Source organism: Pseudomonas sp. S34 (genome assembly GCF_009866745.1).
Classification (GTDB): Bacteria; Pseudomonadota; Gammaproteobacteria; order Pseudomonadales; family Pseudomonadaceae; genus Aquipseudomonas; species Aquipseudomonas jessenii.
In genome coordinates this window covers 3,013,494-3,026,784 of the sequence record NZ_CP019398.1, presented here as the reverse complement: position 1 = coordinate 3,026,784, position 13,291 = coordinate 3,013,494, and the positions used below count along the sequence as shown (strand labels likewise).

Here is a 13,291-nt window from a genome sequence, read left to right as displayed (position 1 = left end):
TGGTCATTCAAAGCCGCGAAGGAAGGGGTCGACCACGTCTACGCGGTCCGACCTGAATCAGCTCTCAGAAGCGATCGTTGACTCGCCAACGGTTTCTGCCGCCAGCTTCAATCGGTCCGCTTTACAAATGTATTTAGGCTTGCTCTTCGGTGCCAGTTTGGCACTGGCCTTTTTGGCCTTAGCCTTGAACAGTTGCTTTAGTTTCTTTTGACGGTTCATTTTTTCTACTCGGTATGTCAGGTCTTGAATGATATCAGCTTAAGGCATTGGCCCAATTGTGCCGTTACAGACCAGCGAGTAAGAACGCCCATTAAAACGCCGAAAAGCCCGCCACCCTCAAGAGGATGGCGGGCTTTTGTGTTTTTGGCGTTACGTCACCTCAGGCTTCGTGCGTGCCAGTTGCTCCCGGGCAAATGCGCCGAGGGTCTTCAACGCCTTGGCCGCCGAACGCAGGTAGAAGGCTTGCAACTGGAACACGTGCCAGCGTGCGGCATACACCTCCAGGCGGCAATTCACCCCGCAGTCAAGCGCATGCTCGGCCAATCGGGTGGCGTCAGACAACAACAGCTCATGGTCACCGACCTGGATCAACATCGGCGGCAGCCCTTGCAGGTCCACCTCAAGCGGATAGCCCATCACCTGCGTACCGGCATACCAGCCCAGCCCTTGCTCCAGCCAACCGCGACGGATCATCGGATCCTGTTCTACCCGCGAGGTCATGGAAGCACCGCTCAGGCTGTCGTCAGTCACTGGCGACATCAGAAGCATGCCGGCGGCAAAATGCGGGTGAAGATCACGCAGCTTGAGCGCCAGAGCCAACACCAGCGCGGCACCCGCCGAATCGCCGGCCAGGAAGATTCGGTCAGCGGCATACCCCTGAGCCCGTAGCGCCTGATAGCAGGCCAGCGCATCGTCCAATGCCGCCGGGCAAGGATGTTCTGGCGCCAGGCGATAATCAGCTACCCACACCGACATCCCCGAAGCCTTGGCCAAGCGGCCGGTGATGCTCCAATGTGTATCCGGCGAGCCTAGGCAGAACGCTCCGCCATGCAGGTACAGAATGACCCCGCCGTTTTCACCCTGCTGCGGTGCGACCACTTGCACGGGAACGCCGTTGGCCTGCTGACGATAACGAATCACGCCGCCAGTGCCTGGCATTAACCTGGACAATAGGTTCACGACCTTTCTCTGCGCAGGCGCCGCCAACCCCGGCCCGATCAGCGAGCGAAACGTGGTGCGAAGAAAAACCCTCAGGAATCCGGCGCTCAATGTTTCCGGCCAGTCGCGGGATTCGACTACGGTCGCGCCGCCTTCAAACTCGCGTGTGAAGCGGTATGCATGCAACCCGGAAAACCGCGTCAGCCAGCGATAGCTCAAGGTGAACCCCGGCCAGTTGGTGCTGTTGTTGCCAGCGTCATCCACATACCAGCTCTTGCAGCCGTTCCACACCGTGTTGACCAGGCGTTGCTGGACCTGCCCATGAAAGCGGTCATACACGCTGCGGTCGACCTCCACAGTGTTGGCGCCGTTGCCCTTCATCGTGCGCCAACAGCGCATGACGTGGGCTATCTGGCTCTCCAGCATGTAGACAATCGAGTTGTGACCCAGGTTGGTGTTCGGTCCATACAACATGAAGAAATTTGGGAATTGCGCAACCGTCAGCCCCAGATACGCGCGGGTGCCATCGCGCCAGGCATGGTTAAGGTCCACGCCATTTCGCCCGACGATACGCATCGGCGACAGAAACTCGGTGGCCGCGAACCCGGTGCCGTAGATGATCGCATCGACTTCATGCCGCTGGCCGTCAACGGTTTCAATGCCGCTTTCAGTGACTCGCGCAATGCCGTCGGTCATCAACTCCACGTTGGACCGGCTCATGGTCTGGAGGTATTCGCTCGACAGCAGGATACGCTTGCAGCCGTATGGATAATCCGGGGTCAGTTTGTTGCGCAGTACCGGGTCCGGCACTTGCTCGGACAACAGTCGACGGAACGGAATTCCCACTGCCCACTTCATCAAGCCCTTGAATCGGGTGAACGCCAGCGCCCGGGACTCGTAGCGCATGTATATCCAGGCACGGTACGCGGTCATCATCCAGGGCACGTTGCGCAGCAATGATTTTACCCGCTCCGAGTAAGCCCGATCCGGTCGAGGCATCAGGTACGCCGGCGAGCGCTGGAACACTTTCATGTGCCCGACAGTCCCGGCAATCGCCGGTACGAACTGAATGGCCGAAGCACCGGTGCCGACCACCGCCACGCGTTTGCCTGCCAGCGAATAGCTGTGGTCCCAGGTCGCCGAGTGGAACACGTGCCCCTTGAATGTTTCCATACCTGCCAGCTTCGGGAACGCCGGGCGACTCAACTGACCGGTGCCACTGATCAACAGCGATGCACTCAGGACGCTGCCATCCTGCTGAGTCACGTGCCACAGCGACGTGCGTTCATCAAACTCGGCGGACACCACTTCGGCGCCGAAACGAATGTGCTTGTCCAGCCCGTACTTGTCAGCGCAATGCCGCAGATAGGCATGAATCTCGGCCTGGGGCGCGAACACCCTGCTCCAGTCCGGGTTCGGCTCAAACGAAAAAGAATACAGGTGCGAAGGTACGTCGCACGCGGCGCCGGGGTAACTGTTGTCCCGCCAGACACCGCCGACGTCCTGTTTCTTCTCCAGGATCACAAAGTCCTTCACACCGGCCTTTTGCAAGGCAACGGCCATGCCGATACCGGCAAAACCGCTGCCGATGATGATGGCGCTCAAGGCTGTTGCCGACTGACTGCCGGTTCCAACTTCATGCAACGACATAAGATGCCTCATTGTTGTTTTCAGTGGTGGCTGTCGTTTCAGTCCGGGCGGACGAACACACCCGCCCAATGCCGCGGATAAGGTCAACGGCTTTCTCGGCGATCATGATGGTCGGTGCGTTGGTGTTGCCGCCGATCAGGGTAGGCATCACCGATGCGTCAACGATTCGCAGCCCTTGCAGACCGTGTACTCGAAGTTGCGCGTCGACCACGGCCAGTGAGTCATCGCCCATGCGGCAAGTGCCCACCGGGTGATAAACACTGTCGGTACGACGACGCAGTACGGTGCGGATCTGCTCGTCGGTCTCGACCCCGTCGGTGTACAGGTCGCGGGTGATCCAGTTGGCCAGCGCCGGTGCCTGCATCAAACGGCGTGTCAGTTTGAATGCCGCGACCATATCTTCAAGGTCCTGCGGGTCCTGAAGGAACGCCGGATCAATCAGCGGTGCCGCTTGCGGGTCTTTGCTGGCCAGAGATACGGTTCCGCGGCTGCGCGGACGCAACAGGCAAACGTGGCACGACAACCCATGACCCAGACGCAACTTGCGCGCATGGTCCTCCACCGGAGCCACGACAAAATGCAATTGAATATCCGGTTTATCCAGCCCTTCGCGCGTTTTGAGAAACGCTCCGCCCTCGGCAAAATTCGAGGTCAGCATGCCTCGACGTTCCCGGCGAAAACGGCCGGCTTCCTTGAGCATTCTGGTGCTGCCTGCAAATGAAACGCCCATGGCATCCAGGCTTGAGGTCTTGTAGACGAAAACGAAATCCGGATGGTCTTGCAGGTTTTGCCCAACACCAGGCAGGTCCTGCAAGAGCGGGATGCCATGGCGTTGCAGTTCCTCTTTGGGCCCCACGCCCGACAACATCAACAGTTGCGGGGTCTGGAAGGCCCCGGCGGCGAGAATGACTTCCCGCTTGGCACGCAGGGTGAGAACCTCACCGTTTTGCAGCACCTCGACAGCCACGGCGCGAGTGCCTTCAAATAAGATGCGTTGCACCTGGGTCCGGGTTTCGACGGTCAGGTTGTTGCGCACGCCCACATACGGCAACAGATACGCCCGCGCCGCGCTGCAGCGTTCACCGTGCTTTTGCGTGACTTGATAGATGCCAACGCCTTCCTGTTCCTCACCGTTGAAGTCGTCGTTGAGCGGTAAACCGGTCTCGCGGGCCGCCTCCAGAAAACGTTGCTGGAATGGATTGTCCGAACGCAAATCGCTGACCCACAACGGCCCACCCCGCCCGTGCAAGTCGTTGCCGATGCGCTCGTTGTGCTCGCTGCGTCGGAAGTACGGCAAGACATCCTTGAACCCCCAACCGGTATTGCCCAGGGCGGCCCAATGGTCGTAGTCCCATTGATGACCCCGCACGTAGATCATGGCGTTGATCGCAGAGGAACCACCCAGTGCCTTACCCCGTGGCTGGTAGCCCTTGCGCCCTTCCAGCCCCATCTGCGGGACGGTGTCGAAGGCCCAGTTGTTCACCGAAGTCGGGACCATTGCCACCATCGCCGCTGGGATATTGACCAGGCTGGACTGCCCGCCACCACCGGCTTCCAGCAAACAAACACTGACGTCCGGATCTTCGCTCAGCCGACCGGCAACCACACAACCACCGGAACCGCCGCCCACTACGATGTAATCGAAGGTCTTTTTCATTGTTGTTCTCCCTTGTGCAAGGCAGTGCGAGATTTGCGGGGTTACCCGAAAACACACAACTGCGCCTCCTGGTTTTCGCCAGGTGCCGCAACGGCCTTTTATTGATGGTTAAACGACGAACCGTGCGCAAAGGATGGTGACGGCCATTGATAAAGAACCGAATGCTGGAATGGGACAATTGCTTTATTATTCGGGCCAACCTTTTCGCCACAGGGACATGGGCATGACCTTTCGGGATTTTCTGCGTGGCCCGGCCAGCGCCTTACTGCTGGTGGAGTTCGGCGTCGAAAAAGGCTTGGCGGCCAGTGCGATACTGGCCGGCTCGGGGCTGACGGCAGCGCAACTGGCCGACCCGAATCTGGAGCTGACTGCCGATCAGGAACTGCGGGTGACCGGCAATCTGTTGCAGTTGCTCGGTCATCCTCCGGGGCTTGGCTTCGAAATCGGCGCGCGCTATCACTTCTCGACCTATGGCCTGTTTGGTTACGGCCTGATCAGCAGCGCGACCACCGGGGATGCACTAACCCTGGCACTGAGCTTTTTGCCGCTCACCTACGCATTCACCGTGGTGACCTATGAAGAGCAAGGCAGTGAAGGTGTGCTGACTTTCGCCACGCCCGGGCTGGCACCCGACCTGCGGGATTTTCTATTGGCCCGGGACATGGCAGCGGGGGCGCTGTTGCTCAAGGAACTGGGGGGCGATGACTTTTCGCTGTCGCGCTTCACGTTGCGTGCCGATCCTGCTCACGAGTGCGATAACGACCGTTTATTGGGGCTGGCGCCTGTCTACGCAGCCAGCAGCAACAGCCTGGCCTTTGATCGTTCATTCCTTGTGCGCCCCTTGCCGCAAGCCAACGCCGTCACAGTGAGCATGTGCGAGCAGATGTGCACACAGTTGATGCAACGGCGAATCGCCCGTTCCGGCATGACGGCGCTGGTCCAGCACTACCTGACCAATACCGATGCGACGCCACCGGACCTTTGCGCCATGGCCCGCCTGATCCACGTCAGCACTCGCACCCTCAAGCGCCGCCTGCACGACGAAGGCACCACCTTCCGTGCCTTGCTGGCCGAGGCCCGAAGCCGCAGTGCCATCGAAATGCTCTACGACGAACGCCTGAGTCTCACCGAGATTGCCGAGCGACTGGGGTTCAGTGACCTGTCGAGTTTTTCCCAGGCATTCAAGCGCTGGTATGGGGTAGCACCGAGTCATTTCTCGCTGCGAAAAAGCAGCAGCGGCGTGTGCTAGATGACGCACTCGGTATCGAATGTCCGTTAGGCGGGCGTTTGCAGCCCGATGCGACCGGCAGCAATCGGCTCCCCTCGATTCAACATTGCTGTTCCACGATCCTGAGCCAGGGCCAGCGAGCCTGATAACTTCTCGCCTTCTGATCGAACAGCTCTGGCTTGAGATTCTTTGGATTGATTCGAAGTAGCCCGTGCTCGGTGTCGGCCAGGCCGTTGGGCGCATAGACCTCACCCGTTTCGATATCCAGACCAATGCAGGTGCCGGCAATCAGGTAGCGGTCTATCCCGTCTTTAGCCGACTGAAGCCTTGGATAATCCCCGCCAAAGCGCTGGCGGTACCACAGGTGGACGCGGGCCTGATTCTTGATCTCAATGTTCACGTCGAGGTCCTGGAACAGACGCTGACCTGATTCGATGACCTCATTCTCAGCTTCCCATGACAGGTCATCATCGAAGTAAAAGACGTCGTAATCCTTCACGCCCCACTCTGGCGGTCGCTGTGCCTGTTGATTCCAGACGGCCTGGAACAAACAACCGGCCGTGAGCATGCACTGGTTCAAACCGAGCTCCGGCAAACGAGCGGAAATTTCTGCGTTTACCGGATTGGTCATTGCGATCCTGACCAGGCTTTCGACAGTCAATGTCATCTTCATCCCTTCTGATTGATCTAATCCCGGCCGCCGACAATACCCTCAACGCTGTTCAAATTTGCAAAAAAAGTCGCCCTTTTTTCTCCCTCGGCCAATCTGGCGCGAATCATGCCTGATTCAATAGCCTGAAGTCGGTACTGACTATGTGGGTGACACTTTTGAAGTGAACCACCTCAGTGCCTGCCCCGATAATCGATAGCTTACTGACGAACTGTCGAGGTCAAGCATGACGAACGCAACTACGGAACAAGTCAGCCCACAAACACTGAGAAGAGTGATTGTGGCTGCCGGCATCGGCAATTTCGTCGAGTGGTTCGACTTTGCCGTGTATGGCTTTCTGGCCACGACCATCGCCCAGCAATTCTTCCCCAGCGGCGATGCCAGTGCCGCGCTGCTCAAGACCTTTGCGGTATTCGCCGTGGCCTTTGCGTTTAGGCCCCTTGGAGGGATTTTCTTCGGCATGCTGGGCGACAGGATCGGCCGCAAGCGCACCCTCGCGATGACCATCCTGCTGATGGCCGGTGCCACGACCTTGATCGGTCTGCTGCCCACTTATGCGGCAATCGGGGTCATGGCGCCGATTCTTCTGTCCCTGATCCGTTGCGCCCAGGGTTTTTCCGCCGGGGGAGAATACGCAGGTGCCTGTGCCTACCTGATGGAACATGCGCCGAGTGACAAGCGCGCCTGGTACGGCAGCTTCATTCCGGTGTCGACATTTTCCGCCTTCGCCGCGGCCGCCGTGGTGGCCTACGCGCTCGAGGCGTCATTGTCGGCCGAAGCCATGGGAAGCTGGGGTTGGCGCCTGCCGTTCCTGATTGCCGCACCCCTGGGCCTGGTGGGTCTTTACCTGCGCTGGAAGCTCGATGAGACACCGGCATTCCAGGCGGTGACTCAGGAACATGCTGTCGCACATTCTCCACTCAAGGAAACCTTGCGCAACCATGGTGCGGCGATCTGTTGCCTGGGCGCTTTTGTGTCACTCACAGCACTTTCGTTTTATATGTTCACCACCTACTTCGCGACCTACCTGCAAGTGGCCGGTGGGCTGAGTCGTGCAACAGCGTTGCTGGTGTCACTGATTGCATTGCTGTTCGCTGCGGCGATCTGCCCGTTGGCCGGGCTGTATTCGGACCGGGTCGGGCGTCGAGTCACGGTGATGACCGCATGCGCGCTGTTGATCGTGGTCGTGTATCCATCGTTCCTGATGGCCAGTTCCGGTTCGTTCGCCGCGTCCATCGTCGGCGTCATGCTCCTGGCGATTGGCGCGGTGTTGTGTGGCGTGGTAACCGCAGCCTTGCTCTCGGAAACCTTCCCTACCCGCACTCGGTATACCGCCTCGGCGATCACCTACAACATGGCGTACACCCTTTTCGGCGGCACCGCGCCGCTGGTGGCAACGTGGCTGATCAGCACCACCGGCAGCAACCTGTCGCCGGCGTTCTACCTGATTGCGATTGCGTTGCTCGCATTGGCGGGCGGGCTGGCATTACCGGAGACTTCAAGGATTTCCCTGCACGACGTTGCGGCGCAGGAGAAAGCCGAGGGCGTGGGCGCATCCGCCTGAAAACACGAAACGAGCCGGCCAGGCGTCACGTGAGCGAGGTTTCCCTCAGCGGCCGTTGACTGGCCGTCAAAACCCCGCACAATTGCCGGCTTTTTTCGCGACAGGACGTCACTCATGCAACGGATTGTAATTCTAGGCAATGCCGGTAGCGGCAAATCCACCCTCGCCCGCGCCCTTGGCAAGCGTCTGGGCCTGCCCGTGGTGCACCTCGATACCTTGTTCTGGGAGCCCGGCTGGATAGAGCCCGACGCGGAGCAATTCCGCGCGCGGGTCAGCGCCGCGATCGCAGCGGATACCTGGATTTGTGAAGGCAACTATGCCCGGCGCACCTTTGACCTTCGCCTGCCCCGGGCCGACCTGATCATCTGGCTCGATACGCCGCGACTGATCTGCTTCGCCCGAGTGATCATGCGCAGCGTCAGCAAGCGCCCTCGCCTTGACCTTGCTGCCGGTTGCCCAGAGAAGCTCGACCGGGCGTTCCTGACCTTTCTGAACTTTGTGTGGAATTTCGATCAGGGTTATCGCCCCGGTATTGAGGCGGTGCGCCTGACCACAGGCCCGCGGATTCCTGTGGTGCATTTGTGCAATAGCCAGCAGATTGACGCCTTTCTCCATGGCTTGCCCGCAATGCCAGGCACCTGCCCTGTATAGAGGGCGCATGATTTCACATTGATATCGCCGATTTGTCATGAAATGAAAAGAAATTGTCGTCGAATGAATGGTCGATAGCCTCCCCCGTCCATAAATTCCTCTTCGGGCTCGCGCGTTGAATCCCCGATCTGACGCCTGGCCCGGCTGGCGCAATGCCTGGGCGCATTTGTGATTTATATGCTCAACATAATAATAATCCGAGGGGTCGCATTGTATGCGTGTGAATTTACCCGTAACCGAGCATGAAAGAGTTTTCCCCACCGAACAGCGATTGATCTCCACGACCGATCTGGATAGCCGAATCACTTACTGCAACGACGCCTTTGTTGCCATCAGCGGTTTCACCTACGACGAACTGGTGGGTCAGACCCATAACCTGGTTCGACACCCCGATATGCCACCCGGGGTATTCGTGCATATGTGGCACACCATCAAGCAAGGCAAACCCTGGATGGGTATTGTGAAAAACCGCTCGAAGAATGGTGATTTCTATTGGGTCAGTGCCTACGTCACGCCCATCTATGAAAACGGACGCATGAGTGGCTACGAGTCGGTCCGCTCGGTGCCCAGCCGCGACCAGGTCCGCCGGGCATCAGCGCTCTATTCCAGGATGCGGGCCGGCAAGCCGATCGTTGCGCGCAGCGCGCGGATTTTCCGGCCACTGCGACAGGGGTGGCCATTATTGATGGCTGGCGGGGTTTCACTGCTGGGTAGTCAGTGGCTATCGACAACCGCGGCACAAGGGGTCCTGATCGCGAGCCTTGGCGTTGCCTGGTACCTGATCGAGTCCCGAAATCGCAAGGCCATCGAGCGTACCCTGGCCGAGCATCCGAAAGCCTTTTCCGATCCGTTGGTCGCCCTCACCTACAGCGATAACCACGGCCCCCAGGGGCAACTGGACATGGCCATGGTCAGTGAGGAAGCGCGCCTGCAGACAGCCCTGAGCCGGCTCGTCGATGCCGGGGTCAATGTCAAGGCCAAGGCGGCGCAATCATCCGAGCTCTCAGGTTTCCAGGCACAGTCGCTTGATCGTCAGCGCAGTGAAACCGATCAGTCTGCAGCGGCCATTTCACAGATGGCCGCCACCATTCAGGAAGTCACGCAGAACGTCATCAGCACCGCACATGCCGCGTCGGAGGCTGACCAGTTGACCCGTGACGGTAGTGAGTTGGCCCGGCAAAGCCTGAGCGCCATGAAAACCATGCATGAGGCGGTCAACGAGATTGGCCAGGCGGTCGATGCATTGGCGAGCGAAACGCAATCGATCGGCAGTGTCGTGGATGTCATCACCTCCATTGCCGAACAGACCAACCTGCTGGCGCTCAATGCGGCCATCGAGGCGGCCCGGGCAGGTGAGCAAGGTCGCGGTTTTGCCGTGGTTGCCGACGAGGTGCGCTCCCTTGCACAACGCACCCGCACCTCCACCGAACAGATCCACGGCATCATCGCTTCACTGTATGCCGGTGCCGATCGCGCCGTATCAACGGCCAATCGTGGCGAGCAGATTTCCCGCGAAAGCATGCAAAGTGTCGAGGCGGTGCAGTCGGCGTTGGTCGGCATCAGCCAGGCCGTCACCCGGATAACCGGCATGAGCCAGCAGATGGCCTCGGCGTCTGAAGAACAAAGTCACGTGGCTGAAGATATCAATCAGCAGATCACCCGGATTGCCCAACTGTGCGACCACAGTGCCGGGCAGGCCAAGCAAGGCGCGGCGATCAGCCAGGATCTGGAAGTAATGGCCGATTATCTGCACAGCCTGGCCGAACGTTTCAGCCGATAGCCATCAGTGCCTGTTGACCATCTTGCATCCGGACAACAGGCAGCCTCAGTGGAAAACAGCGACGCGTCCCTCAACGCCCCCAGTCCCAATGATAGAATCCTGTTTTGAAAAAGGAGTTTCATCTGTGGAGGCTGGAAAAATGAGTTGCCCATATTGCGCGGAAGTCATCATGGCTGAAGCCATTCTATGCAAGCACTGCCAATCCGACCTCAGGCAGAAAATACAAATCCCGCCTGGGCGGCCACTACCGTCAGTAAAGAGAATGGTCCCTGTCGGCAAGGTCCTCATCGGAGCCATTATCGCCATCACCTTGTACCTGGCTTTCGGCTCTTCTGTCAGTAACAGGTCGCAAGACAAGGAAATGATACAGGCCCGAGATGCCGTCGAACTATGCCGCCAGGAAGTAAACAGCTACTCCGGCCCTGCAGTCGGGAAAAGCATCATCGTAGAAACTTGTCAGAAGCTTGAAGACGAATTCCGTAAGGGTTTTGGCGACGCACTATAGGAAAAACCGATTACGAAGCCCGCCATTGAGCGGGCTTTTTTGCCTTTGGCATCAGGCAGCAAATCACTGATTCACCCTGCATGAAAATCCATCATGACATGTTATGACATCGTTCAAAAACGGACTTTGGTCAACAAATACGGGGTTAAAAGGACGAATGGTCGAGAGGCGTCAAGCGTGGGGAATTGCCGGGAGTTTGCAGCCACTACAGGCTTTTCAGGCAGGCACGTTCGTCGCGGTAAGGTGAACTTCACTTACTCAACGTGTCACATTAGGTCCCCGTCAAGCGAACTTCAGTGGAGGTATAGCCTTATGAGCATGGCCACAATTGTCAGTGCCGTGATTTCCAGTCTCGCACCCAGTGTCTTTGACCAGAACAACCTGCAAGAACCCGGCGCACATGTTTCAGCCGTCGATTACCACTACGGTATGGACATCGATGTGAAACAGGTACTGCAGCGCACCGATACATCCGACAAGACCGGCGTAGTACCAGTGACTGTGGTCTACCTGGACAGCCAGGGTGAGCTTCACAAGATCCGTTTCCTCGAATGGGGTGCAAGCCCTGCCAGCCCCACCAGCATTGCCTGATCCGCTCGTCGATCGGATTCCGGGCCTCACCGCCCCCCAGAAGCGGAAGTTAAACCTCCCATGCACTCAGTGCGATTGAGGTTTTTTGTTACTTGAAAATGGACATGATCGAATGACTAAAAAGTTCATTCGAGAAACTCACTTTTATCTTGGTGGCTTAATGTCGCAAGATTAATTGATAACAATTGCTGGATCTAAATGGCAGTCAGCAACGGTAAATTCCAATCAAGCCGTGCATAGAGCCAAGTTGATTCACTATTGAAACCAAGAGGTCACCATGGAACTTAGTATGTTCTCTTCGTCCACCGTGGAATACGTGCGTTTAGGCGTTGTATATTTTCATCTTATCGCCTGCTGTGTGGCAATCGGGCTGGTCTTGACCAGTGACATTGCAATGGTCAAGCAACTCCTGAAGGGAGATGCGTCAGGCCACCACGATGACGCGCACATGGAAAGCCTTCAAAAAACCGTAGTGCTTGCACTTGTAGCGCTCTGGATTACGGGCATTGGTATTGTCGGGATCGATTATGCCGGCAAGGGGATGGAATATTTCCTCAATCCAAAATTGCAAGCCAAAATCGGCATAGTTGTGCTGTTGACCTTTAACGGTTTCCTGTTGCATAGCGCTGTATTGCCGGCGCTGAAAAAAGCCGGTTCGTTACTCAAACTCTCCTTCAGCTTGCGCATGCTGGCGCTGTTCTCCGGCGCCCTCTCTGGCGTGTCGTGGTTCTATGCCGCCATGCTGGGTGTTGGTCGTCCGCTGGCCTGGAAGTATTCGCTGGTGGAGTTGCTGGCAGCCTATCCGGTACTCATCGTCGGTGGTTTCGGAGCGATGGTACTGCTCACTACCTGGGCAAAAAGCAGAGACACCGAGGCGCGTAGGGAGCAAGGCACCTGGTCACCAGGAAACGCCGCCCTGGCTGGATGGTGAGACAAGGAAGTTCAGCTTTCGCCAATAAAACCCATTTTTAGCAGTTCGTAAAATGTCACTTGAGGATACCCAAATGAAATCCATGAAAGCCCTTTTCGTAATCGCCGCTCTGACCGCTTCTTCTCTGGCGATGGCCACAGGTGGTGGTGACAAGACGTTCAATCGCATGGAGTCGGCCCGGAAAGTCTCGATGGAGGCCTTCCAGGTTGCACAGAAACAGAAGGCTGAAGCCGCTGTCGCTGAAAGCAAAGCCAAGGCTACCAATCACACCAACAGCTGATCGATGTAGCCTGCCCCCCGGCTGACAGAAATGTGCAGCCTCAAGCCGCGCCAGCAGCACCCAAGGTGCTGCTGGCGCCGGTTTAACCGAGATCCCTTGGACCCACGCTTATGCCAGCCTCGCAAACCCGCCCCTCACCTGCGCCGTTGCTCAAACCAGGAGAGACGGTGGTCTTGTTCGACGGTGTCTGCAAGCTATGCAATGGCTGGGTGAGATTCTTGATTCGCCATGACCACCAGCGGCGCGTGCGGTTGGCGGCGGTTCAGTCACCCGAGGGGCAGGCGCTGCTCGCATGGGCAGGTTTGCCCGTGGATCAGTTCCACACCATGGCGGTGATCCGCGACCGACACTACTGGGAGCGTTCGCAAGCGTATTTCGAAGTCATTGCCCAGTTGCCCGCACGCTGGCACCCCGTGCTTCTGTTGCGCATCTTTCCTCGCACGCTTCTGGATTGGGCATACGACCGCATTGCGCTTAATCGTTATCGGCTCTTCGGGAAATACGACACATGCCTGTTGCCGGATCCTGATCATGAACAGCGCTTTTTGAAAGCGCCCCTATGAACGGCTTCACGCCCATTAACCGGAACGCCCCTGAGTAACCGGCTATCGCTTCAGGAGACAATC

General features: G+C 58.0%; 13 protein-coding genes. 9 read left to right on the top strand and 4 right to left on the bottom strand.

The features are described from left to right. Positions 1-57: 57 nt before the first annotated feature. The 3 genes from PspS34_RS13475 to PspS34_RS13465 form a co-directional block, all read right to left on the bottom strand. Positions 58-219 carry a DUF2986 domain-containing protein gene (locus tag PspS34_RS13475; protein WP_079246754.1) on the bottom strand — a complete coding sequence of 54 codons (162 nt, stop codon included), beginning with the start codon at positions 217-219 and terminating at the stop codon, positions 58-60. Positions 220-369: 150 nt separating this feature from the next. Continuing rightward, positions 370-2,808 (bottom strand): alpha/beta hydrolase fold domain-containing protein, encoded by a 2,439-nt coding sequence (locus PspS34_RS13470; RefSeq protein ID WP_159389908.1) that lies wholly within the window; start codon positions 2,806-2,808, stop codon positions 370-372. Continuing rightward, on the bottom strand, positions 2,795-4,465 hold the full coding sequence (locus PspS34_RS13465; RefSeq protein ID WP_159389907.1) for a GMC family oxidoreductase N-terminal domain-containing protein: 1,671 nt from the start codon (positions 4,463-4,465) through the stop codon (positions 2,795-2,797). The genes PspS34_RS13470 and PspS34_RS13465 overlap by 14 nt, the downstream gene beginning before the upstream one ends. A 223-nt stretch (positions 4,466-4,688) precedes the next feature. Between PspS34_RS13465 and PspS34_RS13460 the strand changes: the two genes are divergently transcribed. Continuing rightward, positions 4,689-5,714: an AraC family transcriptional regulator gene (locus PspS34_RS13460; RefSeq protein ID WP_159389906.1), complete on the top strand. Its 1,026-nt coding sequence runs from the start codon at positions 4,689-4,691 to the stop codon at positions 5,712-5,714. Positions 5,715-5,793: 79 nt separating this feature from the next. On the opposite strand, the gene PspS34_RS13455 is transcribed toward PspS34_RS13460, so the two are convergent. Then, entirely contained in the window at positions 5,794-6,360 is a 567-nt protein-coding gene (locus tag PspS34_RS13455; RefSeq protein WP_174245514.1) for a nucleotidyltransferase family protein, read from the bottom strand. A 229-nt stretch (positions 6,361-6,589) separates the two neighbouring features. On the opposite strand from PspS34_RS13455, the gene PspS34_RS13450 reads away from it, so the two are divergent. The 8 genes from PspS34_RS13450 (at position 6,590) to PspS34_RS13415 (ending at position 13,228) form a co-directional block, all read left to right on the top strand. Then, positions 6,590-7,927, top strand: coding sequence for an MFS transporter (locus tag PspS34_RS13450; protein ID WP_057714870.1), 1,338 nt, complete (start codon positions 6,590-6,592; stop codon positions 7,925-7,927). Positions 7,928-8,041: 114 nt separating this feature from the next. Next, the gene (locus tag PspS34_RS13445; protein WP_159389905.1) at positions 8,042-8,578 is read left to right on the top strand and encodes an AAA family ATPase; all 537 of its coding nucleotides are present in this window, start codon (positions 8,042-8,044) and stop codon (positions 8,576-8,578) included. Between the two features lie 214 nt (positions 8,579-8,792). Continuing rightward, entirely contained in the window at positions 8,793-10,358 is a 1,566-nt protein-coding gene (locus PspS34_RS13440) for a PAS domain-containing methyl-accepting chemotaxis protein (RefSeq protein ID WP_159389904.1), read from the top strand. Positions 10,359-10,527: 169 nt separating this feature from the next. Beyond that, positions 10,528-10,863: a hypothetical protein gene (locus tag PspS34_RS13435; RefSeq protein WP_150813177.1), complete on the top strand. Its 336-nt coding sequence runs from the start codon at positions 10,528-10,530 to the stop codon at positions 10,861-10,863. A 312-nt stretch (positions 10,864-11,175) separates the two neighbouring features. Then, positions 11,176-11,454, top strand: a complete 279-nt coding sequence (locus tag PspS34_RS13430) for a DUF2790 domain-containing protein (protein WP_102669614.1) — start codon at positions 11,176-11,178, stop codon at positions 11,452-11,454. Positions 11,455-11,731: 277 nt separating this feature from the next. Further along, the gene (locus PspS34_RS13425; RefSeq protein ID WP_154909023.1) at positions 11,732-12,385 is read left to right on the top strand and encodes a hypothetical protein; all 654 of its coding nucleotides are present in this window, start codon (positions 11,732-11,734) and stop codon (positions 12,383-12,385) included. Between the two features lie 73 nt (positions 12,386-12,458). Then, entirely contained in the window at positions 12,459-12,665 is a 207-nt protein-coding gene (locus tag PspS34_RS13420; RefSeq protein ID WP_154909022.1) for a co-regulatory protein PtrA N-terminal domain-containing protein, read from the top strand. A gap of 110 nt (positions 12,666-12,775) precedes the next feature. Next, positions 12,776-13,228, top strand: a complete 453-nt coding sequence (locus tag PspS34_RS13415; protein WP_159389903.1) for a thiol-disulfide oxidoreductase DCC family protein — start codon at positions 12,776-12,778, stop codon at positions 13,226-13,228. Positions 13,229-13,291 lie beyond the last annotated feature (63 nt).